21 protein-coding genes are annotated in these 21,740 nt (G+C 61.9%); 3 read left to right on the plus strand and 18 right to left on the minus strand.

What is annotated here, in order from left to right:
* Nucleotides 1-268: 268 nt before the first annotated feature.
* The gene (locus BRAD285_RS29235; protein ID WP_244563568.1) at nucleotides 269-1,165 is read left to right on the plus strand and encodes a response regulator transcription factor; all 897 of its coding nucleotides are present in this window, start codon (nucleotides 269-271) and stop codon (nucleotides 1,163-1,165) included.
* A gap of 59 nt (nucleotides 1,166-1,224) precedes the next feature.
* Here BRAD285_RS29235 and BRAD285_RS29240 read toward each other — a convergent pair whose 3' ends face one another.
* The 7 genes from BRAD285_RS29240 to BRAD285_RS29270 form a co-directional block, all read right to left on the minus strand.
* Nucleotides 1,225-2,238 (minus strand): ABC transporter ATP-binding protein, encoded by a 1,014-nt coding sequence (locus BRAD285_RS29240; protein ID WP_006610040.1) that lies wholly within the window; start codon nucleotides 2,236-2,238, stop codon nucleotides 1,225-1,227.
* Nucleotides 2,238-3,233: an ABC transporter ATP-binding protein gene (locus tag BRAD285_RS29245; RefSeq protein ID WP_006610039.1), complete on the minus strand. Its 996-nt coding sequence runs from the start codon at nucleotides 3,231-3,233 to the stop codon at nucleotides 2,238-2,240. Before BRAD285_RS29245 ends, BRAD285_RS29240 begins: the two co-directional genes overlap by 1 nt.
* 5 nt (nucleotides 3,234-3,238) lie before the next feature.
* The gene (locus BRAD285_RS29250; RefSeq protein ID WP_006610038.1) at nucleotides 3,239-4,108 is read right to left on the minus strand and encodes an ABC transporter permease; all 870 of its coding nucleotides are present in this window, start codon (nucleotides 4,106-4,108) and stop codon (nucleotides 3,239-3,241) included.
* Complete coding sequence (locus tag BRAD285_RS29255; protein ID WP_006610037.1) at nucleotides 4,105-5,043, minus strand: ABC transporter permease; 939 nt, start codon at nucleotides 5,041-5,043, stop codon at nucleotides 4,105-4,107. Before BRAD285_RS29255 ends, BRAD285_RS29250 begins: the two co-directional genes overlap by 4 nt.
* A gap of 76 nt (nucleotides 5,044-5,119) precedes the next feature.
* Nucleotides 5,120-6,517: an NAD(P)/FAD-dependent oxidoreductase gene (locus BRAD285_RS29260; protein ID WP_244422069.1), complete on the minus strand. Its 1,398-nt coding sequence runs from the start codon at nucleotides 6,515-6,517 to the stop codon at nucleotides 5,120-5,122.
* Nucleotides 6,514-6,807 carry a (2Fe-2S)-binding protein gene (locus tag BRAD285_RS29265; protein ID WP_006610035.1) on the minus strand — a complete coding sequence of 98 codons (294 nt, stop codon included), beginning with the start codon at nucleotides 6,805-6,807 and terminating at the stop codon, nucleotides 6,514-6,516. The genes BRAD285_RS29260 and BRAD285_RS29265 overlap by 4 nt, the downstream gene beginning before the upstream one ends.
* Nucleotides 6,788-7,906, minus strand: a complete 1,119-nt coding sequence (locus BRAD285_RS29270) for an FAD-binding oxidoreductase (RefSeq protein ID WP_006610034.1) — start codon at nucleotides 7,904-7,906, stop codon at nucleotides 6,788-6,790. Before BRAD285_RS29270 ends, BRAD285_RS29265 begins: the two co-directional genes overlap by 20 nt.
* Before the next feature lie 86 nt (nucleotides 7,907-7,992).
* Between BRAD285_RS29270 and BRAD285_RS29275 the strand changes: the two genes are divergently transcribed.
* A complete protein-coding gene (locus tag BRAD285_RS29275; RefSeq protein WP_006610033.1) occupies nucleotides 7,993-8,910 on the plus strand; it encodes a LysR substrate-binding domain-containing protein in 918 nt (305 codons plus the stop codon).
* Here BRAD285_RS29275 and BRAD285_RS29280 read toward each other — a convergent pair.
* Nucleotides 8,897-10,477, minus strand: coding sequence for an ABC transporter substrate-binding protein (locus BRAD285_RS29280; RefSeq protein WP_006610032.1), 1,581 nt, complete (start codon nucleotides 10,475-10,477; stop codon nucleotides 8,897-8,899). The genes BRAD285_RS29275 and BRAD285_RS29280 overlap by 14 nt on opposite strands.
* 83 nt (nucleotides 10,478-10,560) lie before the next feature.
* Nucleotides 10,561-11,391, minus strand: a complete 831-nt coding sequence (locus BRAD285_RS29285) for a LuxR family transcriptional regulator (RefSeq protein ID WP_050886749.1) — start codon at nucleotides 11,389-11,391, stop codon at nucleotides 10,561-10,563.
* Nucleotides 11,392-12,088: 697 nt separating this feature from the next.
* Between BRAD285_RS29285 and BRAD285_RS29290 the strand changes: the two genes are divergently transcribed.
* Complete coding sequence (locus BRAD285_RS29290) at nucleotides 12,089-12,811, plus strand: acyl-homoserine-lactone synthase (RefSeq protein WP_006610030.1); 723 nt, start codon at nucleotides 12,089-12,091, stop codon at nucleotides 12,809-12,811.
* A gap of 173 nt (nucleotides 12,812-12,984) precedes the next feature.
* Here the strand turns inward: BRAD285_RS29290 and BRAD285_RS29295 are convergent, their stop codons facing one another.
* The 9 genes from BRAD285_RS29295 to trbE all read right to left on the minus strand — a co-directional run bounded on the left by BRAD285_RS29295 (nucleotide 12,985) and on the right by trbE (nucleotide 21,733).
* Nucleotides 12,985-13,659, minus strand: coding sequence for an aldo/keto reductase (locus BRAD285_RS29295; RefSeq protein ID WP_256387654.1), 675 nt, complete (start codon nucleotides 13,657-13,659; stop codon nucleotides 12,985-12,987).
* A complete protein-coding gene (locus tag BRAD285_RS36545; protein ID WP_371507733.1) occupies nucleotides 13,637-13,897 on the minus strand; it encodes an aldo/keto reductase in 261 nt (86 codons plus the stop codon). The genes BRAD285_RS29295 and BRAD285_RS36545 overlap by 23 nt, the downstream gene beginning before the upstream one ends.
* Before the next feature lie 287 nt (nucleotides 13,898-14,184).
* Complete coding sequence (locus BRAD285_RS29300; protein WP_006610028.1) at nucleotides 14,185-14,418, minus strand: DUF2274 domain-containing protein; 234 nt, start codon at nucleotides 14,416-14,418, stop codon at nucleotides 14,185-14,187.
* A 2-nt stretch (nucleotides 14,419-14,420) separates the two neighbouring features.
* A complete protein-coding gene (locus BRAD285_RS29305; protein WP_006610027.1) occupies nucleotides 14,421-15,626 on the minus strand; it encodes a TrbI/VirB10 family protein in 1,206 nt (401 codons plus the stop codon).
* The gene (gene trbG, locus BRAD285_RS29310; RefSeq protein ID WP_006610026.1) at nucleotides 15,623-16,591 is read right to left on the minus strand and encodes a P-type conjugative transfer protein TrbG; all 969 of its coding nucleotides are present in this window, start codon (nucleotides 16,589-16,591) and stop codon (nucleotides 15,623-15,625) included. Before trbG ends, BRAD285_RS29305 begins: the two co-directional genes overlap by 4 nt.
* Nucleotides 16,588-17,271 (minus strand): conjugal transfer protein TrbF, encoded by a 684-nt coding sequence (trbF, locus tag BRAD285_RS29315; RefSeq protein ID WP_006610025.1) that lies wholly within the window; start codon nucleotides 17,269-17,271, stop codon nucleotides 16,588-16,590. The genes trbG and trbF overlap by 4 nt, the downstream gene beginning before the upstream one ends.
* A gap of 1 nt (nucleotide 17,272) precedes the next feature.
* Nucleotides 17,273-18,490 carry a P-type conjugative transfer protein TrbL gene (gene trbL, locus BRAD285_RS29320; RefSeq protein WP_006610024.1) on the minus strand — a complete coding sequence of 406 codons (1,218 nt, stop codon included), beginning with the start codon at nucleotides 18,488-18,490 and terminating at the stop codon, nucleotides 17,273-17,275.
* 76 nt (nucleotides 18,491-18,566) lie between these two features.
* On the minus strand, nucleotides 18,567-19,265 hold the full coding sequence (gene trbJ, locus BRAD285_RS29325; RefSeq protein ID WP_035644846.1) for a P-type conjugative transfer protein TrbJ: 699 nt from the start codon (nucleotides 19,263-19,265) through the stop codon (nucleotides 18,567-18,569).
* A gap of 26 nt (nucleotides 19,266-19,291) precedes the next feature.
* Entirely contained in the window at nucleotides 19,292-21,733 is a 2,442-nt protein-coding gene (gene trbE / locus BRAD285_RS29330; RefSeq protein WP_006610022.1) for a conjugal transfer protein TrbE, read from the minus strand.
* Nucleotides 21,734-21,740 lie beyond the last annotated feature (7 nt).

The following is a 21,740-nucleotide window of genomic DNA, read 5'->3' on the forward strand; positions in this document are numbered from 1 at the left end:
CCGGCCGGCGGTAGCCGTACACGGCCTGCCCCCTATCCGGCTTGGTAGCTGTCGCGTCGGTAGGAAGCTGCTCTACTGCATCTGACGCTACGCAGACGTAATGGGAGATGGAATGATGCACAGGGCAGTCCTCGCTGATGGCGCTCATCCGGCAGGCGATTTCCGCGGTGTCGCAAACTCAGCTCAAAATCAGGACAAAGGCTTTGCAGCCACGACCGATTGGACCCCGGAGCCGGGGAGCGATCAACCCGCGGCGAGATGCGATCGCATGCCCGATCCTGCGCCCGTGGCCGGCGACGCAAGTCAGTTGATGTCGATGCCAGCGAAACCACGCATTCTGCTGGTCGGCGACAGGGGATTCACGAGCCTCCTCAAATACATTATCGAAAGCAACGGCTTCGACTGCGTGCTGGCCGACACCCTGCGAGATGCGATCGTCTCCATCACCGCGGTGCGGCCCGCTTTGATCGCCCTGGACGACGCCGCGTGCGGAGATCGAGTAGCCAACGCGCTCGAGCTGTTGCACCGGGACCCTGCAATGCGGAATGTCCCGACTCTGATCATGGCAAGCGTATCGCCCCACCTGGAGGCGACATGCGTCCAGACGGATCGGACGAGCTATATATTGAAGCCGTTTCTTCCGGACATCTTCATCGACCGGCTGCATGCTCTGCTGCGCGAACCAGCCTGCTCCAAGCCGAAAATGCTCCGGTTTGCCGACATCGTCATGGAGTCGGACGCCCATCGCGTCTCCAGAGGAGCGCGTTGTATTCGCCTCTGCCCCGTCGAATATCGAATATTGCAGTATCTCCTCGAAGCCCCGCGACGGGTATTTTCTCGGGAGCAGATCCTGTCCAACATACGGGCACAGACCCAAGAAAACGCCGTGCGTTCAATCGATGTTCACATCAGCCGTATTCGCAAGGCGCTCTGTGAAGGTGGCGAGCCGAACTATATCCGGACGGTGCGAGGATTGGGCTATTCACTCGACTTCGCCCCGGACGGACCTGCCACCTACATGCCACGCCCCAGGCTGATCAACAACGCGCCAGGGGCGCACCAGTCAGATCGAGAAGACTCCGCGGTCCGTCCATCCCTGGAGCGGACCGCAAGCTCGCCTTCGAGAGAGGGAGGTCCTACTCCAGTTCGACTCATCTCACGCTAAATGGCTGATGCATCACGATACGCCAGCTCGCCGCTGCATTCGTTAGGCGAGACGTCCCGTCATCGAGCTCCGATGCGCAGGCCTCCCCACGCGATGTCGGTTGCCTCCGGGTAGTAGCACGCCCGGGAGCGGTCATCGGCCACCGTTTCCAGCTGCGGCCGTTCGACGGAACATAGACCCTCTGCTCGCGCGCAACGCGGATGGAAGCCGCAGCCCGGCGGCGGATTGGCTGCGGAGGGAACTTCACCCACGATCTGGACCAGAGGCCGGCGTGCCCTTGGATCCGGGACCGGATAACTGTCCCGCAGAAGCCTCGTGTAAGGATGCAAGGGACGGTCGAAAACGTCCACCGTCGGTCCCTCTTCAACGATGCGACCAAGATACATGACGCAGACGCGGTCGCAGAAATGGCGGACCACCCCGAGATCATGCGAGACGAACAAGAACGACAGGCCGCGGCGCTCGCGGAGCCCTTCAAGCAGCCGAAGAATTTGCGCCTGGACCGAAACGTCGAGAGCAGAAACCGCCTCGTCGGCGACGACCAGTTCAGGATCCAGCACCAGGGCCCGCGCAATGCCAATCCGTTGCCGCTGGCCGCCTGAGAACTCGTGCGGATAACGTTCCATTGCTTCTCGCGGCAATCCGACCTCGGCCATGGCGGCTTCAGCCTTCTCGCGGATTTCTTTGGAAGAGATGCGGAGATGGACGCGAAGAGGCTCTTCCAGAGTCTGGCGAATCGTTCGGCGTGGGTTCAACGAGGAATAGGGATCCTGAAACACGATCTGCATCCGGCGACGCAGCGCACGCAACGCGGCCCCCTTGGCTGCCCGAACATCGATGCCATCGAATGCTATTGACCCGCTATCCGGTTCGATGAGACGAAGGATGGCACGCGCGACCGTCGACTTGCCACACCCGGACTCACCGACGAGGCCAAGGGACGTCCCCTTTGGCACCCGGAACGATACATCATCAACCGCCCGGACGCTTCGGGCGCCTGAACCTCCGTGCCTCGCGAAGGTCTTCGACAGATTGCGCACGACAAAGTCACCGTTTGCCAGAGACGTCGTCATCAGTGCATTCCTCCGACCGGCCTGACGGGACAGCGCACCAGATGTCCGGGATCACCTGATGATACGAGCTCTGGGTGCAGCTCAATGCAACTGCGGTCTTTGAACGGGCAACGCGGCGCATAGGCGCAGCCTGCTGGAACGGCAGACAGGGCAGGAACGCTGCCGGGGATCGGCTCCAGATTTTCGGTGGCCCGGTCAGCTCGCGGCATGGCACGCAGCAGCGCCGCCGTGTAAGGATGCATGGGCTTTGCGAACAGCGCATCGACGGTCGCAAGCTCGACGATCTCTCCTGCATACATCACCGCAACACGGTCGGCGATCTGTGCCACCACGCCAAGATTATGCGTGATGAACAGCATCGACATTCCGTAGGCCTGTTTGAGCTCTTCGAGCTGTGTCAGCACCTGCGCCTGGATGGTCACATCGAGCGCCGTCGTCGGCTCGTCGGCCAAAAGAACCTTCGGATGGCAGGCAAGTGCCATGGCGATCATGACGCGTTGGCGCATCCCTCCCGAGAATTGATGCGGATATTCATCCAAGCGGCTCTTCGGCGACGGAATCTTGACTTCTTCCAACAGCCGAAGCGCCTCAGCCTTGGCCTGCATGCGCGCCCCGCCACGGTGAATCAGGATCGCCTCCGCAATCTGGTCGCCCACCGTCATGGTCGGATTGAGACTCGTCATCGGCTCCTGGAAGATCATCGCAATCGAATTACCACGGATGGAGCTCATATCGCGCTCAGACAAGGTTACCAGATCCTGCCCCTCGAACAGCACCTCGCCGCCTTGGATGCGAGCACCGGCCTGCGGAAGCAGCCGGAGGATCGACAGGGCCGTGACGCTCTTGCCACTGCCCGACTCGCCCACGACGGCGAGCGTTTCGTTCGGCATCAGTGAGACGGAAACATTCCGGACTGCCGGGTACCAGCGATCTCGGATGCGGAATTCGGTCCGCAGGTTGCGCAGGTCGAGAGCTGGCCTAGGAAACGAGGTCATGACCGCTATTCTCCCCGCAGCTTTGGATCGATTGCATCTCGCAACGCGTCTCCCAGGAGATTGAGGGCGAGCACGATCAACAAGATCGCAAGGCTCGGAAAAACCGCCAGCCACCAGGCGTCAAGGATGTTGTCGAACCCTTCGCGGATCATGCTGCCCCAGGTCGGCGTCGGCGGTGGAACCCCCAGCCCGATGAAGCTCAGCGATGCTTCCGTGCGGATCGCGGATGCCATCCACAACGAGCTCATCACCACGACATCCGAGATGAGATTGGGAAGAATATGAACTCCCATGATCCGGACGGGTCCGAACCCGAGCGCGCGACCGGCAATCACGAAGTCCTGCTGCTTCAAGGCAATGGTTGGCGCACGGGCAACTCGCGCAAACGGCGCGATCTCCGTAATGGCGATCGCAATGATGAGATTCTGCAGACTGGCGCCGAGCATCGCCGCGATCATGAGACCGAGCAGGAGAGCTGGAAACGAGAGCATCACATCGAGCACCCCCATCACGAGCTGATCGACGACTCCCCCGACATAGCCCGCAACGATCCCGATCGTGCAGCCGATCGTCATCGCAATCAGGATGGCGACGAAGCCGACCATGAGAGAGATGCGGGCTCCATAGATCAAACGGGACAGAACATCTCGGCCGTAATTGTCTGTCCCGAACGGGAACTCCGCCGATGGCGGCTCGAGCCTGGCAACGATATTCTGCTCCAGCGGGTCATGCGGTGCGATCAGCGGCGCGAGCACAGCCACCGCGATGATGATCGCAAGGAGCAGCGCACCGAGCCAAAACAGAGGATTCTTGGAGAAGGTCAGCCACAATCGACTGGGCTGCGCCACTGCAACCGATGCAACCTCAATCGTCATTTGTACTTCACCCGCGGATCGATGAGCCCATAGGTAATATCCGTCAGCGTATTCACGACGATCACGCAGATGGCAAAGATGATCATCAGTCCCTCGAGCAGCGTATAGTCTCGTGCATTGAGGGCCCCGAAGATCAGCTTGCCGAGGCCCGGCCGGTTGAAGATGATTTCCGTGAGCACCGAATTGCCGATCAAGGTCCCGAAGTAGAGACCGACGACGGTGACTACCGGAATGAGGCCATTGCGCAGAGCGTGCCGCATGATGAGGCGCGTGGGCGTAACCCCCTTTGCGCGAGCCGTGCGGATGTAGTCCTCGCCCAGAACTCCCAGCATTGATGACCGCGTCACACGCACCACATAGGCCATCAGGATCAAGCCAAGATTCAGCGCAGGCAAGGCAAGGCTTCGTAACCGTTCGAGCGGATCAGTGCTATCCGACGTCAGAACCGGAAACCATCCCAGCTGGATGGCGAAGACGATGAGCAAGAGAATGCCCGACACGAACGCCGGGAATGAGAGTCCCACCAACGAGACCAGCCGCGATACGTAGTCGATCCAGCTGTTGCGGCCGAGCGCCGCGAGAATTCCGAGCGGCAGGCCCAGGACGATTCCAATCGTGATGGCAGCCAAGGTGAGTTGGATGGTGGAGGGCAACACCAGCAGGACCTCCTGAACGACGGTCCGGCCGCTGCTCAGCGATTGGCCGAGATTCCCGGTGAGCACCTCTGCAAGAAAGTGAAGATATTGAACCTGGATCGGCTGGTCGAGCCCGAGCCGGGCTCGCATGGCCCGAAGCGAGGCTTCGGTGGCTTGGTCACCAAGGATGACGGATGCCGCATCGCCCGGAACGAGACGCACCAGCACGAAGATGGCGGTCAACATCACGAGCAAGGTGGGGATCGCCAGCAGCAGCCGCTTGAAGGCAAAGCTGATCATTCGAGCGCCCCATTCACTTGCAAACAAAAGCCGGCATATCCGAGCGGGCCTTCTCTCTCCGGACAGGGGATGCGGCTCACAACACCTCCTCCTCTTGATCGAGCGTTGCCAGCTCTCCAAGCGTCACTGGCTTGAGCGGAGGCCTGACGTGGTAGAAGCCAATCTCCCTTGCGGGACAATTCTGGATGTCCGCAAGGATGCGGGTGACGGTGTAACCGCATTGCCGTCCCTGGCAGGGCCCCATCCCCGCTCGCGTGAAAGCCTTGATCTGGTTTGGGCCGGCCCCGCCGATCCGGGCCATCGCACGGATCTCTCCTGCCGTGACCTCCTCGCAGCGGCATATCACCGTCTGATCGGAGGGACTAAAGATCCTGCTGTGTGGCCTGAACAGCGCGTCGAGGAAGGGCCGCAATGCAAGTTCGCGAGCCAGGCTCTTTCGAACGCGAGCGGCTTCCTTGACCACGGTCGGCTCGTCCGCATAGCCGAGCTTGACGGCCAGCCTCTGTGCTGCAAGCGCGCCACGGCATTGCGCCGCCTTTGCACCGGCAATGCCCGCGCCATCTCCGGCAACGAAGATGCCGGCTCTTGACGTTTCACCCCATGGGTCGAGAACCGGAACGTAGCAATCCTGCTCGTCACGCCATTCGACCGCGCAGCCCAGCCCCAACGCTGCATGGATGTTCGGCACGACACCTTCATGCACAAGCAGATTGTCCGCGGACACGGTCGTCTGTTGTCCACCGGCCGTTCGATAGCTGATGGCTTCGAGCCGTTCCGACCCGTGCGCTTCCAGGTCGATGACGTGATGGACGATCGGCACGCGCCTGTGTCGCAGGACGGTCTTCCACGCAAGCCCTTTGAGGAGCGCGCCGCTGGCGCGCAGAGCCTTCGGCAGATGCCCGAGCGACGCCCAGTGACGTCCGGCCGGTGTGGTGTCGAGATAGCCGGCGATCTGACCTCCGGCGTTGAGCAACTGAACGAGGTAGAGAAGCGGCAACGGGCCACAACCAGCGACCCAGACGGGCTTCGAGGGGATCTGCCCGGCAGTTTTCAGGAGGACTTGAGCGGCCCCCACCGTGAGAACCCCCGGGAGTGTCCAGCCGGGAAAGGGAGTGGGCCTCTCCTGGGCGCCGGTTGCGAGAATGATGGCGCGCGCTTCGATCGTCCTGGCCTTGCCATCATGGGTCACGAAGGCGCGGAAACCAGGTTCGACCTGCCAAAGCTGTGTACGAGGCTCGTACCGCGCTCCGCTGGCGCGGAATGCATCGGCCGTCGCTTTTCCTTCCTGATAGGCCCTTCCAAGGATGGCTCCCCTTGGCGTCGCGGCTTGAGTCTCAACCGCGCGCCAGATCTGCCCGCCAGGCAAAGCTTGATCGTCCACCACCAGAACGTCAATTCCATAGCGGCGGGCCGTGATCGCCGCTGTCATGCCTGCAGGGCCGGCCCCTACGATCAGGAGATCGGTTTTGCTCATGACGGCAAGCACCGCTTACGCTGCTGGCGCTCAACCCTCATGCCCTCCTCCACCGGAGTCATGCAGGTCTGAACCGAGCCGATTCCATCCACCTGGGCGAGACAGTCGAAACAGACGCCGATCATACAATAAGGAGCCCGCTTGCTGCCCTTCACCGGCGTGGGACGCGACCAGGCAACAGCCTGCCGGAGCAGGACAGCTGCCACGCTCTCGCCCGGCTCAGCCGCGACAGGCCTGCCTTCGACATAGATCGTCACGGTCTCAACGGGCTCATGCAGCTTTCGGAACATCAAAGCGACTCTGGTGAAAGATATCGAGCGTATCCGGCAGCTGCCCGGCTAAGATGGCGTCGGCCAGGACAGTGGAATGCAAAGCCGCAAGCGTGACGCCTGAATGGCACAAGGCGACGAAGGCTCCCGGGTGGGTCTGCGACTGCGCGTAAACGGGACACCCGTCAGGGGTCATGATGCGCAAGCCAGCCCACTGCCGGACCAATTTCGCCTCAGCAAGCCCCGGCACGATGCGAAGCGTCCGCCGGCTGAGATCTGCGGCCGCGACAGCGGTCGCGGAGCTATCAAAACCGGTCTCCTCATGGGTTGCACCGATCATCACGGTGCCTTCCCGCGTTTGACGCAAGCCGCTGGTCGGCAAAGGCAGGAATGGTTCGACGCGCTCGGTCACCAGGATCTGCCCTCGCTGCGGCCGCAGCGGGATATCAAGACCCACTTGCCGCGCGAGCGCCTGGGACCCGAGGCCCGCAGCAATGAGCACACGTGGCGCACTGACGGTTTCGTCTCCAAATGCCACCGTAAAGCCCGCCTCGCAGGGCACGATCTTCCGCACTGCAACGTTACGGCGCAGGTCTCCGCCAAGGCGCAGAATTCCAGCATGAAGAGCGGCAAGGAGCTGAAGCGGATTGGCGTGCCCGTCCCGCTGACCGAAGCTTGCCCCGGACACGTCCGGCCCCAACCGAACCTTCGGAAGCAGCCTGGTCAGTTCGGCGCGATCGAGCATCCGCCAATCCGCCTCCGCTCCGCCGAGCTGATTGTGCAACCGCTGAAGGTCCGAGCGGCGCTTCTCGAACGCATCCTCTCCGAGGCAGAATGCCAGGCCGCCATTCTGCTCGTAGTGAAGATCCAGCTTGGAGAGATCAGTGAGTTCCGCCGCAAAGTCGGACCACATGTCGACACTACGACGCGACAGCTGCTGGTAGGCCGGCATGTTCTGGCCTTTGCCCTGGAGCCAAACAAGGCCGAAATTAGCCCGCGCCGCACGATGATCATGATCGTCACCGTCGAGCACGAGCACCCGGCATTGTCTTCGCGCAAGGCCATAAGCGATCGCAGCACCGACAGTGCCAGCACCGATAACTATTATCTCAGGATGCATCAGATTTCCTCTTGCCCAATAAGACGACAAAAAGGGATATTTGGTCAAAGTCGAAAATCTCTGGCTGTATTCTTCAGGGTTATGGGATGGCTCGTCAGATCAATCTCAGACAGGTTGAGGCGTTCAAAGCGGTGATCGAGAGCGGCTCGATCAGCCGAGCCGCTTTGATCCTCAACATCTCCCAGCCCGCGATGAGCAAGCTGATCGCCCATCTCGAAGAGGATACCGGACTCAGCCTGTTCGATCGGGTCAAAGGCCGCCTAGCTCCGACACAGCGTGGCATGCGGCTTTACAAGGAGATCGATCGGATCTTTTCAGGCGTTCGCCAGGTGGAGAATGCCGTCGAGGCGATCCGCCGCGAAGAGCAGGGGCAGCTTCTCGTCGGCGTCATGCCGGCCTTGTCGCGCGCATTCATCCAGCAGGCGACGATGGGATTTCTACGGCAGCATCCCAACGTGTTCTGCTCGGTCAAATCACGCAGCTCGGAATGGATTGTGGACTGGCTGGTGACACGCAAGCTCGATGTCGGCCTTGTCAGCTCACGGATCGACAACCCCTACGTGATCGCCGAGCCGCTGACGCAGCACCCGCTGGTCTGCATCATGCCGACGGATCATCCCCTGGCGATGAAGAACGTTGTCGAGCCGGACGATCTCGACAACATTCCCTTCGTGTCCTTCGATCCTGAGAGCCAGGCTGGTCAGTGCATCGCAACGATGTTCGACGCCTACAACGTCCGCCCCAACACCGTGCTCGTGGCCAATGTGTCACCGACACTTTGCGAATTCGTGGCCGCAGGCCTGGGCGTCTCGCTGGTGCACCCTTTGATGTTCAGCGGGCTTCAGGACCGCTTGGCCATCAGACGCTTTGAGCCCGCTTTGTCTTATGATTTCCAGCTCTGCCGCATGCGCGATAGCCGCAATGCAAGCCTAGTCGATGCCTTCCTCCAGCAAGCACGCACGACGGCTGCACGGCTTTCTCAGGAGTCCCTCAGCGCGGCATAAGCGTTGTCTCTTCGGTGATCGGCGGCGCGAGATTCATGGCTCCTTTGAGCTCATAGCCATAGTTGACGCGCTTGCTGTGGCCCCAGACCTGCTGAAGCTCAAACAGCGGAACAGAACAGACGGCCTCATGGACCTTGCGCTGAGCCTCCTTCCACAGCTCCTGCTGCCGCTCCACGCTGCCTTCCACCCGCGCCGCCTGGATCTCTGCATCCGCAACCTCGCAATGCGAGAAATTGGCAACGGCCGTCGGCTTTCCAATACTTGAGCTCGAGTGATAAAACTCGGTCAGATACGTATCGGCGACCGGAAATCTGGCCGCGCCATAGAACACCAGAGCGCTGGCATTGCCGCGGATCTGGCTCTGATAGGTCGCGTGATCGACTACGCTCATATCGAGCTTGATCCCCACCTTCGCGAGCTGGCGCTGAATGATTTCCATTGTCGGCAGGATAGCCGAGATGTTGGACACCACGACCTTGAGCGTCAGGCCATTCGCGTAGCCAGCGTCGGCCAAGAGCGCCTTGGCCTTGACCGGATCGTAAGCATAAGGCCCGGACGAACAGTCCTCTCCGATATAGCCTGGGGGAACCACCGAGCAACCTTTCAGGCTGACGCTCTTGCCGACAAACTGCACAAGGTCGTCGAGATTGACCGCAGCGGCGATTGCCTGCCGGACCCTGATGTCGTCGAGCGGCGGAATGCTGCTGTTGATGTGAAGCGTCCGAAACTCTCCGGGACGGAAGACATCAACGACCATGTTGCTGCGCTGCCGGGTCGTATCGACCCAGCGCTGCTCGCGACGGCCTTGAATGACGTCGAGCTCTCCGGACGAAAAGGCGAGCTCGCGAGCGCTGTCGGAGGGGATCGTACGGTACATGATAGTGCTGATCTGCGGGCGGCCGCGGAAATAGCCCTCGTTTGCAACCAGCTTTACATGCCGCTGAGTCTCGTGCTCCGCAAACGCAAACGGACCTGTACCGACCGGGTTGGAGGCAAACTTGCCGCCGAGCTCCTCGACTGCTCGTTTGCAGAGGATGTTTCCGCCGTGATAATTCGACAAGCGGCCGAGGAAATTCGGATCCGGATATTTCAGCGTGATGCGGATCGTCGCCTCGTCGACCTTCTCGATGCTGTCCATTGCCGCGAAGTCTGCAGCGAAGCTCGAGCGGTTGGGGTCTGCGGCACGCGTGAGCGAGTAGACGACATCATCTGCGGTGAGGCTGCCCCAGTCGCCATGGAACTTGACGCCCTTTCGAATGAAGAAGGTCCAGACTCGGCCGTCTGCGGAGGTTTCCCAGCGCTCGGCGAGATCGGGCTCGAGATCCTTAGGGTCTGCGCTCCCGGGCTTGAACCGGACCAGGCCGTTGAACATCAAGCCGATCAGGGGCTTGTCGGTGCTGGTCGTCGCACGATGCGGATCGAGCGTGGTGATGTCTGATCCTCCAGCACCGATTTGCAGGGTGGCCCCAGGCACCACTTCCCCCGCGCACACACCACCGGTCGCACTCACCATGGCGGCGATGCAGAATGCCAGTACACAGACATATTTCATAGAGATGGACTTCATCCGGTGCCTCGCCCGTTACCCCACCCGTCAGGCTGGAAGAGTCCTCCCCCTCTGTCAAAGTCCGAAATCAAGGAAACCTATTCTTACTCGTTATGGGTGCTCGCAAGATCAGATTGGGGCGGCTGACCGGCACTGGCTCCAGTCGGCGTCCTATCCGTCCACACCGGCGAAGTTGGGCCGGATAGTCCGGAGACCTCGATCAAACCAAGCCGTATCGCCCTGACGACGGCGACCGTCCGGCTGTTCGTGCCAAGCTTTCTCGTCGCCTTCTTGATGTGGAAGTTGATCGTGTTTTCGCTGATCTTGAGAATGATTCCGATGTCCCAGGAGGACTTGCCCTCCGCCGTCCACGCCAGACATTCGCGTTCGCGCGGCGAAAGCTTGATCGCCGTCTTGCCCATCGCTGGCTGGGCAAGCTCGCCAAAGGCAACATGGAACTGACACGCCAGTGCGTGAAGATGCTTCAACTGCCGGACCGGGTCGGCGTCGTCGAAGCGGGAGGCAAAGGATAGAACGGAGATGCGCCCGGACGGCCCAAACAGCGGCACGCTCACGCCGTGCTTGAGGCCGGCTTCGCGGCTCTCGAGAAGGACCAATCGCTCACCGTCGTGCAGCTGACGCCGCTCGAGCAGTTGATCCCACATGAATGGCTTGCTGTGCGACGCCGTTCGCCTGATGACCGGGTCGATCTCATGATACTTGTGCTCGAAATAATGGTTACGCCAGTCGAGCGGGAAGTTAAGTGCGATGGCCGGCATCGGATGGTCTGGCAGACGTACCGTCTCTTCGTAGTTCAACGCGCCATACGCTACTTGACCGAACCCCTCATCGGCCGCAGAACCGACGAGCAGATCGAACAGGTCGGCCAACGACTGTGTGCGGTTTGCACAATCGATGAAGCTGAAGAGGTCCATTGCTACCTCACGGCAGACAAAGCTGCGCACGCTCCGCCCAGATATGATCGTGAAAACGAATCCGTCTCAACGCCCCGGTTGCCGACGGTCCGTCCCAGCCCCTTCGTCGGCCTCGACTGAGGCGAGAAGCGGGCACTTGCTTGTCCAAACTTCAACCCAACCTGAGGTAGACCGTACCATCATACGCTCCGTCGTGCAATTGACGATCACAATCGCTTAATCTGTCAGAAGCCGTGATGCCACCAGCGTTGCCCTTCTCAGAAATCGGCCGCCGGTCGATCTTGCCGATCCGGTCGACCACATCGCGCAGTAAAAGTGCCTGCCAGATAGGCGTTCTTCGGCACTCCTCTCGGCAAGCATCAGCTCGCTGGTACAAACTTCGAGCGGATCATGCACGTCCACCGCATTCTTTCCGCACGCAGCACCTGCAACCCAGCAGCGCGCTTATGTCACGCGAGCCGTTCAGTATGGCCAGGACTAGCCTTGCAAAAGCCAACAACTGCCCAGCAGCACAACTCAGAATTGCGTCTAATTATAGGTGATATTGGGGCGCGGTCTGACAGACGTCATCTCCCGAGAGAGCGATGGCACAACAGCCCTCGATAGGTGAGGGAGCTACTCGACTCGGTAGCTCCCTCGGCGGAGCTGTGCCCATTAGTCTGCATCTTCCTGTCACGAGACACATTGGAAGATGCTCATGCGTACCGTTTCAATCAGGTGGGACACCGTCCATCGACATGGCGAAGCGTGGATTTCACATCACCGGCTGCGCTACCGGATGTTCGTCGAGCGCCAGAGGTGGTCCGTGCCTCATTATCAGGGCATCGAATATGATCAGTTCGACACACCGGCAGCCACCTATATTCTGGTCGTCGACGATCACGATCAGGCGCTGGGGACTGCACGGCTGATCCCGACGACACGCCCCTACATGGTCAGATCCTTGTGGCCAGACCTGGTTGACGGCTCGCTGCCGCATTCGGACGCCATCTGGGAAGCATCTCGATTCGGTTGCGATCGTGCGCTGAGCGCCGGCAAACGTCGCGAAGTGATCGGGCAGCTCATCCAGGGCTGCCAGGAATTCGGCCTGGCAAACGGCATCTCATGTTATCTTGGTGTCATGCCCAGCTGGATCTTCAAGAATGTCATCGCCGCCCATGGCTGCCCCGTGAGACCACTGGGCACGAAGCTGCGGTTGGAAGGGCATGACATCGGGGCAGCCTATATCGGCGTATCAGCGGCAATCCTGGAGTCGGTCCGCCGGCATACAGGCATCCCAAGCGCGCTGAACGCGAGTCCTTCTCCTGCTGGGCCTGTCTCACCCGCACTGTCCCCGCGCCTGGCGGAGGACGCCCTATTGGCGCCCGCCGAAGAGCTGGCGTACAGCCCGGACTTGGAAGGCCTCGCGGGAGTTCGGTGAGCACGATCCCGAACCTTCGACAATCCTGCCATGCGCCGCCCGCCCCGCCAGCAGCTCGATTGAGCTTGGATCGAAGCTCGATCGAGCATCTCTGCAGACGATGCAGCACGTCCGTCATCGTTGGCCATCAAAGCGTCGGTTCTTCGCCAGCCTCGCCATGCTGGACGTGGACTCTAAGAAGCTCTCTGCCCTGCGAACGCCGAATGTATCAAGCGCGTCTGCTCTGCGGACAGCCGTGTGTCGGGTGCTGCGGCGATCTCCCGGAGATTGGCGAGCCTTGTCGTCCCGAAGATGCAGGACGACACCTGTCTCAGACCCAAGACATATGAGATAGCGGCCTGAGCCGCCGACATTTCGTCGATACCAGCGAGGGCAGGTCGGAGGTGCCTGGCCGCCTTCGCAAGGCGCCTCGCATCTCTGTTCAGCAGAGAACGGGCCAAGTACCAAAGATCGGCCTTGTTGCGGGGCCGGCCGATCTTCCCTCCGCTGAGATGACCCTGGGCCAGAACAGTACCGGCGATGACGGCAACGCCGGCCTTGTGAAGATAGTCGAGCACCGGCAGCCGATCGAGCTGAGCGACGTTGAGATCAATGAGCGCAACATCAAAGATGCCGTCAAGATCGGCAATATATCTCATGTTTGCTTCGGAATGCGTATTGATCCCCAGGAGGCGGAACATACCGCGTTGGCGCATCCCTTGTAGTCTGGTCAGCAGCTCGTCTGTAATGGAAGCTGGCGGAAAGCTGTGGAGATAGAAGATATCGATGTAGTCAACGCCAAGGTTCTGAATGCTCTTCGCGCACGCTTGTTCAATGTAGTCAGGGCTAATGATCTTGCGTTTTGACATCCCGGAGCGATAGCAGAGGCTTGCGGCGGAGGGTGCCCGCCTTTGTGGATACAACGATCTTCGACCGGTCTGTGCGCCGCAGGATATCTGCTAAGGCCCGACCAAGACGTGGCTCGGCATTATAGTCACAGTAATTGTGGCCTGTATCGAAATGGTTGATTCCGAGCTCGACCGCCTCATGAACGATTTTGATCGCGTCACGCTCATCAAACTGCCGGTTTCCCCAAACCCGGAACAGCCCAGCCCGATTTCGGAGACGGAGATCTCACGGATTTCCCGATATTTCATACCGCGGCAACAGCAATCCATAGAAACAGTGGAGCCAAAACAACCATGTCCCGGTCACGTGCACAAGCTTCAACCGTTGACCGGGAAACGCATTCTTTTTGGAGCCCTGATCGCGCCGCCGACGCAGCTCAGAGTTGAGGCTTGCTGCTCCTCAACGGACACAAGTCACTTGCGAGGCTGAGCGCCGGCCGTTCCACTCTGCTTCGCCGAGCAGGCCGACGTGCAGCACGCTCCGCGTCATTTGATCTTGGGGACTGGTATCCGCTTCGACTTGGCAAACGCTCGATCGGTCGCCATGAAACGGGCCACCATTGCGGAGGCTAGACGACCGAGATCGTTTGCCGGCTGGTCTGAATGGCGGCCAACAGCCGCCGCGTAGGCCTGCAGATCGCGAAACACGCTTGCAGACAGCTCCAGCGTGATTTTGACCGGCTTCTCGTCGGGAAGTTCCGAGATCTTCAGCTTTGCCATGACTACCCCTGATACGGCTCGAGCACGAGGTCACGATTGACGATGACGCGGATCGGGAAGCCCGGCCTCACCGTCAAAGTGGGCTGGATGTTCATCTGCTGACCGACCAGCTCTTGACCTGTGCGGCTCATGGCATTGCCGAAGCCCTGGCGCAGCGCCTGGATGATGCCCGCGTTGCTCGTGTTCTGATTGGCGCCGGCGTTGACCTCGCTTCCCATCGAGAGCAGCGTCGACAGCAGCGCTGCGCCGACCAGCTGCCTGACATGATTGTCGACCTCGTCTGAGAGACCTGAATAGCCCGCAGCGTCGGCGCCCTGCTGCCGCTCCAGAACGATTGAACGGCCATTCGGCATGATCAGCCTGGTCCAGACCAGCAGGACGCGCGATTGGCCGGCCGTCACCTGGCTGTCGTAGATCCCAATCAACCGCGCTCCCTGCGGGACAAGCAGGAAGCGGCCTGACGGGGAATCGAACACGTTCTCGGTGACCTGCGCCGTGATCTGGCCCGGCAGGTCGGAGCGAATACCCGTGATCAGAGCGCCCGCAATCACAGCCCCGGCCTGGACCACATAGGGTGATGCGGCCCGCCCGATACGGTCGGGACTTGTGGTGCGGCGATCGATGGGAGCATTGACAAAAGCGAGCTTGCGCTCCTGACCATTCTGGGTGAACGCGTCGTCGGGACTGGACACCGCGCCTGTCCGTTCGCCGGCGTGAGCCGCGCTTGCCGCGCCATTGGCATCGTGAGCATTGATGGTCGCAAACAGGCGGCTCACCCGCGCAGCATCCCGCTCCTGCTCATGGCGGAGCTGTTCCTGATCAGGAGCCGCCGTAGGTGCCTCGCCCTGCGCAGCGACAATCGGCTTGCCGAGATCGCCGGGCAGCGGCGGCCCAATCACCGGAACGTTCCTGGGAAGATTGGCGTAGTCACGGGGCAGCGCCGAAATCCCGTCTGCAATGTCGTGATGATTCGTGCTGTAGAGCTCGGCCGAGCCCGATTTGCCTGTCCTGCTGGTCTGGAATGTCCAGGCGACTGCGCCGCCAATCAACAGGAGCGCCACGGCACTCCCACCGGCCAGGACGTTGCGCGACAATCGCGTCACCGGTGGGAGATCGCCGTTCAGGCGCATGGCCTTGGTGCGTTGTTCCGTTTTGTCGGCCGCAAACGCCGGCTGTGAGGGTGCGGGTTTGACGTCCTCGCCAGTCACAGAGAGGCTCCGTCGGTCCTGACGATCCTGACCGTGCGCTGCTGATCGCCACCGAGGCGCAACTCGGCCGCGGCAAACAGCCGATCGACGATCATGGTGTTGCGTAAGGCACGGTAGTTGACGATCTCCGGCGCGCCATCGCTCCCGATGATGAACAAAGGCGGTAATTCACCCTGCACAATTCCAGGGGCAAACTCGATATAGACCTTGCGACCGTCATCATAGGCGTTGACAGGCTTCCATGGCGGATCGTCACCCTCGATGCGATAGCGAAACCGCCGCAGCGCCGGATTGGGCAGCTCCGGCCTCAAGACGAGCTGGCGCGCTCTTGTCTCGGCATTCTGCGGATAGTACCAGCCCACGGCCGGCATATAAGGCTTCTCCCTGGCGCGAAGCTCGAGCAGATAGGTCCGCCGGTCGGTGTTGACGACGAGATTGGTCTCGATTGCGGCACGCGTCGGCTTGACCAGGATGTGGACGCGGCGGCGCTCGCCCGTACCGCTCTCGGTATCACCTATGACCCAGCGCACGGTGTCACCGGCGGACACTGGTCCCGATGCCGCGAGCTGTTCACCCTCCTCGAGCATGATGTCGGTGATCTGCCCGGGCGCCGCATAGACCTGATAAAGCGCGCCAGGACTATAGGCGTAGATCTGCGTCGCGTTGAAGTAGCCCTTCTTGCGCGGCTCGACCCGCGCCGCGCTGTTGGCCGTCTCGACGCGGTCGAGCGGCTCCGCGTCTTCCTGGGCACCCGCCTTGCCACCAAGGGACACCTTCCAGGGCGGCGGAAGATGAAGCGGCGGAGCCTTTCCATCAAGGACGGCAGGCGGCGCCGGCAATGATGGTGCTTCACTGTCATAGCTGATCTTCGGCGGACGGGTCGTGGTGCAGCCGCAGAGCAGAACCAGAATGGCGGCTGCAATCATCCTTGTCCCTGCAGGCACCCGGATCGTTGGCTTGCTCATTGCGACAGCTCCTTCGACCAGTTGATGGCGTGGACGTAGACACCCAGCGGGTTCTTGCGCAGGCGGTCAGCATCGTCCGGCATGGCCAGCACGATGGTGAGGATCGCGCTCCAGCGTTCGGTCGCAACCGAGGCACCGTTCTCGTAGCGACGCTCGATCCAGGCGATCCGGAAGCTGTCCGGCGAGGCGCGGATCACACTGGAGACCTCGACCGAGACCTGGACCTTCCCGAGCTTGGTAAAAGGATCATTGGAGCGGGCATAATCATTCAGGGCAGCCGCGCCGCGATCGGTGGTGAAGTCGTAGGCGCGCAGCCAATTCTGGCGTAGTACGATGCCATCGGCCGGCAGACCTCTCACATCCTCGACGAACCGCGCGAGATGGAAGGCGACCTGCGGATCGGTCGGCATGTAGTCGGCGACCGCAGGCGCCACCCGCTGGACCTCGCCGAGATGGCCGACCTCGACGACCCAGGGCGTCACCGTGCCGCGGGTCGACTGCCAGATCAGCGCGCCTGCGAAGCCTGCGGCGAGGGTGAGGCAACCGAACGCCATCAACCGCCAGTTCTTGGCCTGAACGCGTGCAGCGCCGATGCGCTCATCCCACACCTGGGCTGCCTTCTGATAGGGCGTCACCGGCTCGGGCGTATGGCCGTAATGAACGGATGATCGTTTGAACATGTCAGGAATTCTCCTCGGAGAGATCGATCGCGCTTCCCTGACCGCCGCGCTCGGCTTGGCGAAGGGCTTGTGCCGTGGCGGATGCCCCCTGTTGGACGGCGTGCGCAGCCCTCATGCGCCGCGCCCACATTGGAGAGCGGGCCACCGAGCTGTCCATCTGGCCCTGCCGGTCCGCGCCGCCGGCATCGACTGGCACCTTCTGGCGCAGGGGACTTGCGTTCGCTCCAGTTGCCTCGGCACTGGCACCACTGACGCGGCCTGCGCCGGACGCCACAGCCCCCAGCGGCGCTACGGCGCGGCCTGCGCCAGAGATCACTCCACCTGCGAGCCCCGCTCCGCCAGCGGCCATGCCGGCGCCGGCCACGACGAGCCCCCCCGCGGCGAGCGACGTCCCCACCGCGCTCCCTGCTCCCAGCTGCGGTCCACCACTGACAAGCCCATTGGCGATCCCGGGCCCGAACAACCCGAGGCCAAGCAGCGACAGGGCTGCAAGGACTAGGGCCATCGCACTCTCAACCGTCGGAGGATCGCCGCCTGTCACCTGCGTCAATTCACCAAACAGGGTCGAGCCGGTTCCTGAGATCAGGGCAAGCAGCAAGACCTTCACACCGGAGGAGATGACGTTGCCGAGCACACGTTCCGCTGCGAAGGCGGTCTTGCCGAACAGAGCAAACGGGATGAGAACAAATCCGGCAAGCGTCGTGAGCTTGAACTCGATGAGCGTGACGAAGAGCTGGATGGCCAGAATGAAGAAGGCGAGGAGCACAACCACCCACGCAAACAGCAGGACCGCAATCTGCAGGAAGTTTTCGAAGAAGCTCACATAGCCCAGGAGGCCGGAAATCGCCTGGAGCAGTGGCCGCCCTGTATCGAGCCCCACTTGCGCGATTCTGCCCGGCCGCAAGAAGTCCGCCGCCGACAACGCGGAGCCGGAGGCCTTCAGGCCGAGTGCTGCGAAGCTCTCGAAGACCACACGGGCGAGGCTGTTCCAGTTGCCGATCAGGTAGGCAAATACGCCGACAAACAGCGTCTTCTTGACCAGCCGGGCGACGACATCGTCTTCGCCGCCAAACGCCCAGAACAGCGCGGCCAGCGTCACATCGATGGCGACGAGCGTGGTTGCGAGATATCCGACCTCACCGCCAAGAAGACCGAAGCCACTGTCGATGGTCCGGGTAAAGGTCTCTAGGAACTGATCGATGATCCCCGTTCCTGTCATCGGGCCCTCTCGGCGATCAGTCGTCGCATAGCCGCAGCAAGGGTTCCGCCAGTTCGATCCGGAACACTCGTCATCATCAGTGAAACATTCGTACGTTGGAGGGCTGGTCCATCTGACTCTGCGTCAAGAAGCGGCGGAGCTGTTCGCGTGCCTGATCCTGGGCGGCTGCGCGCTCGGCCATCGAGAGGCCCTGCGCCCGTCCCTGGGCGGCCACGACGGCCGTCAGATCCGCGAGCTGCTGCGCCTGCATCGCCAGGATCTGGTTGCCGGCTTGCGTGACGGCCAACGCGCCGGCGGCCCCTTGGCTCGCAGCTATCAGCGCCGCGGACTGGCCCTTGACGGTGTCGAGATTACCGACGACCCCTGCCTGCAGCTTGAGCGCATCCTCCAGCGCAGCCACCGAGGTCTGCCAGCGGGTCCGGGCATTGCTGACAAGGTCGGCGGCGCTGGCGCCAGCAGCTGCCGGCGCGTAGATCGTCTTGAACGCCTGCTCGATCTGCTGCACGTCGTAGGCCAGGCGCTGGGCCTGCTTCAGCAGATCCTGGGTCCGCTGGATCGATTGCTGCAGCTGGATCAGTGACGAATACGGCAGTTGGACGAGGTTGCGCGACTGATTGATCAGCATCTGGGCTTGGTTTTGCAGGGCCAGGATCTGATTGTTGATCTGCTGCAGCTCGCGCGCGGCGGTCAGTACGTTCTGAGCATAGTTGTTGGGATCGAAGACGACGAGCTGAGCCCGCACCGGAGCCGCCGAAGTCAGGATCAGCAGCGCCATCGACGCTGCCCATCGCCTGGCAGACATCATCGCTCCATCTCCACATTTTCCAGCCGCGGAATGAGGTCGGCGGCCCAGCCGAGCTTGCGGTGCCGCAACCACGCTGCCGCAAAGCCCGGCCGGCCGGCGGACTTGAGAACCTCCGAGATCGCGGCCTGATCGGCTTTGGACGACACAGTAGCAAAGGCGAGCGCGACCTCGCCGAGACCAAGCTCGAACATGCGGTTGCCCCGGCGGGACTGGCAGTAATAGTCGCGCTTGGGCACCGCACGGCTGACGAGCTCGATCTGACGATCATTGAGGCCGAAGCGACGATAGATGCCGCTGATCTGCGGCTCGAGCGCGCGCTCATTCGGCAGCAGGATGCGTGTCGGACAGCTCTCGATGATCGCGGGTGCGATCGGCGAGCCGTCGATGTCGGAGAGCGACTGCGTCGCGAAGACGACGGAGGCGTTCTTCTTGCGCAGCGTCTTCAACCACTCCCTGAGCTGGCCTGCGAAATCGGTATCATCCAGCGCCAGCCACCCTTCGTCGATGATCAGAAGTGTCGGGCGGCCGTCGAGCCTCTGTGCGATCTGGTGAAAGAGATAAGCGAGGACGGCAGGAGCCGCAGCGGTGCCGATCAGCCCCTCGGTCTCGAACACCTGGACCGACCGATCGCCCACGAGCTCATGGTCGGCATCCAGCAGTCGTCCGTGAGCGCCATCGAGGCAATACGGCTTGAGGGCACGTTTCAAGCTGTTCGACTGCAGCAACACCGACAGGCCGGTCAGGGTGCGCTCAGCCACAGGCGCTGAGGACAACGAGGTCAGCGCCGACCAGAGATGCTCCTTGGCGTCGGGTGTCACCACGATCTTCTCGCGCGCGAGCAGGCCAGCGATCCAGTCGGCCGCCCAGGCACGCTCCATCACATCAGGTATTCCAGCCAGCGGCTGCAGCGTGACCGAGCTCTCGTCTTCAGCTGACAGCGTTCCGCCGAGATCATGCCAGTCGCCCTCCATGGCGAGCGCCGCGGCCCGCAGCGAGCCGCCGAAATCGAACGCGAAGATCTGTGCATTCGGATAGCGACGGAACTGCAGAGCCATTAACGCCAACAGCACCGACTTGCCGGCTCCGGTCGGTCCGACCACCAGCGTGTGACCGACATCGCCGACGTGAAGCGAAAATCGGAACGGGGTCGCGCCTTCGGTGCGGCCGAACAGCAGCACCGGCGCCCTCAAATGGTGGTCGCGCACTTCGCCCGCCCACACTGCCGACAACGGAACGAGATGAACAAGGTTGAGCGTCGATAGCGGCGGCTGCCGGACATTGGCGTAGACATGTCCCGGAAGGCTGCCGAGCCAGGCCTCGACCGCATTGACGGTCTCCGCCATGCAGGTGAAATCGCGCCCCTGGATCACCTTCTCAATTTGGCGCAGCTTCTCGTCAGCCTGCGCCGGATCAGCATCCCACACCGTGACCGTCGCCGTGACATAGGCTTGGCCAATCTCGTCGGAGCCGAGGTCCTGCAGCGCTGCATCGGCGTCGACGGCCTTGTTGTGGGCGTCACTGTCGACGAGGCTCGCCGCCTCGTTTGTCACGACCTCCTTCAGGATCGTTCCCAGAGACTTGCGCTTGGCGAACCACTGCCGCCGGATCCGTGTCACGAGCTTCACGGCATCCTGCTTGTCGAGCATGATGGCGCGCGTCGACCAGCGGTAGGCGAATGCAAGAGCGTTCAATTCGTCAAGCAGGCCTGGCGTGGTTGCGGAGGGAAAGCCGATAATGGTGAGCACACGCAGGTGGACCGCCCCCAGCATCGGCGCCAAGCCGCAGGTCAGCGGCTGATCGGCGAGCAGCCCATCCAGATGCATGGGGATTTCAGGGACGCGCACCCGCTGGCGCTTGGTCGAGATGGTCGAATGCAGGTAGCTCAGCACGGCGTCGTCGCCCAGCCAGCCGCACTCCGGCATGAAACCGCTGACGAGCTGCAGGACGCGGTCAGTGCGATCGACAAAGCTTCGCAGAATGTGGCGTCCGCGGGCGTGGTCCGGCTGCGACAAGCCTTCATAGAGCACGCGTTCGGAACGGGCGACGTCTTCGCGGGGCGGCAGGTATAGAAACGTGAGATAATAGCTCGACTCGTAGTGCGCCGCCTGCTCCTCGAACTGTGCCTTGCGCTCGGCATCGACCAGCGCGGACGCTTTATCCGGAAACATGCAAACCGGGTAGGCTCCAGTCGAATGCCGCTGCGCCTCGACGAAGATCGCCCAGCCCGAGCCTAAGCGCCGCAATGCATTATTGAGACGGGCAGCGACTGCCGTAAGCTCGGATGCGACCGAGCTCTCCAGGTCAGGTCCGCGAAAGCGCGCCGTCCGCTGCAGCGAGCCATCCTTGTTGAGGACGACGCCCTCGTCCACCAGCGCGGCCCAGGGCAGGAAGTCCGCAAGCCGGATATTGGTACGGCGGTATTCGGCCAAATTGAACATGGGCGCC

It is taken from the genome of Bradyrhizobium sp. ORS 285 (assembly GCF_900176205.1).
Lineage (GTDB): Bacteria > Pseudomonadota > Alphaproteobacteria > Rhizobiales > Xanthobacteraceae > Bradyrhizobium.

Bases quoted from the DNA above. Each gene is read 5' to 3' on its own strand.
- BRAD285_RS29235 (WP_244563568.1), top strand. From the start codon at position 269: ATGCCCGATCCTGCGCCCGTGGCCGGCGACGCAAGTCAGTTGATGTCG.
- BRAD285_RS29240 (WP_006610040.1), bottom strand. From the start codon at position 2,238: ATGACGACGTCTCTGGCAAACGGTGACTTTGTCGTGCGCAATCTGTCG.
- BRAD285_RS29245 (WP_006610039.1), bottom strand. From the start codon at position 3,233: ATGACCTCGTTTCCTAGGCCAGCTCTCGACCTGCGCAACCTGCGGACC.
- BRAD285_RS29250 (WP_006610038.1), bottom strand. From the start codon at position 4,108: ATGACGATTGAGGTTGCATCGGTTGCAGTGGCGCAGCCCAGTCGATTG.
- BRAD285_RS29255 (WP_006610037.1), bottom strand. From the start codon at position 5,043: ATGATCAGCTTTGCCTTCAAGCGGCTGCTGCTGGCGATCCCCACCTTG.
- BRAD285_RS29260 (WP_244422069.1), bottom strand. From the start codon at position 6,517: ATGAGCAAAACCGATCTCCTGATCGTAGGGGCCGGCCCTGCAGGCATG.
- BRAD285_RS29265 (WP_006610035.1), bottom strand. From the start codon at position 6,807: ATGTTCCGAAAGCTGCATGAGCCCGTTGAGACCGTGACGATCTATGTC.
- BRAD285_RS29270 (WP_006610034.1), bottom strand. From the start codon at position 7,906: ATGCATCCTGAGATAATAGTTATCGGTGCTGGCACTGTCGGTGCTGCG.
- BRAD285_RS29275 (WP_006610033.1), top strand. From the start codon at position 7,993: ATGGCTCGTCAGATCAATCTCAGACAGGTTGAGGCGTTCAAAGCGGTG.
- BRAD285_RS29280 (WP_006610032.1), bottom strand. From the start codon at position 10,477: ATGAAGTCCATCTCTATGAAATATGTCTGTGTACTGGCATTCTGCATC.
- BRAD285_RS29285 (WP_050886749.1), bottom strand. From the start codon at position 11,391: ATGGACCTCTTCAGCTTCATCGATTGTGCAAACCGCACACAGTCGTTG.
- BRAD285_RS29290 (WP_006610030.1), top strand. From the start codon at position 12,089: ATGCGTACCGTTTCAATCAGGTGGGACACCGTCCATCGACATGGCGAA.
- BRAD285_RS29295 (WP_256387654.1), bottom strand. From the start codon at position 13,659: ATGTCAAAACGCAAGATCATTAGCCCTGACTACATTGAACAAGCGTGC.
- BRAD285_RS29300 (WP_006610028.1), bottom strand. From the start codon at position 14,418: ATGGCAAAGCTGAAGATCTCGGAACTTCCCGACGAGAAGCCGGTCAAA.
- trbG (WP_006610026.1), bottom strand. From the start codon at position 16,591: ATGAGCAAGCCAACGATCCGGGTGCCTGCAGGGACAAGGATGATTGCA.
- trbF (WP_006610025.1), bottom strand. From the start codon at position 17,271: ATGTTCAAACGATCATCCGTTCATTACGGCCATACGCCCGAGCCGGTG.
- trbL (WP_006610024.1), bottom strand. From the start codon at position 18,490: ATGACAGGAACGGGGATCATCGATCAGTTCCTAGAGACCTTTACCCGG.
- trbJ (WP_035644846.1), bottom strand. From the start codon at position 19,265: ATGGCGCTGCTGATCCTGACTTCGGCGGCTCCGGTGCGGGCTCAGCTC.
- trbE (WP_006610022.1), bottom strand. From the start codon at position 21,733: ATGTTCAATTTGGCCGAATACCGCCGTACCAATATCCGGCTTGCGGAC.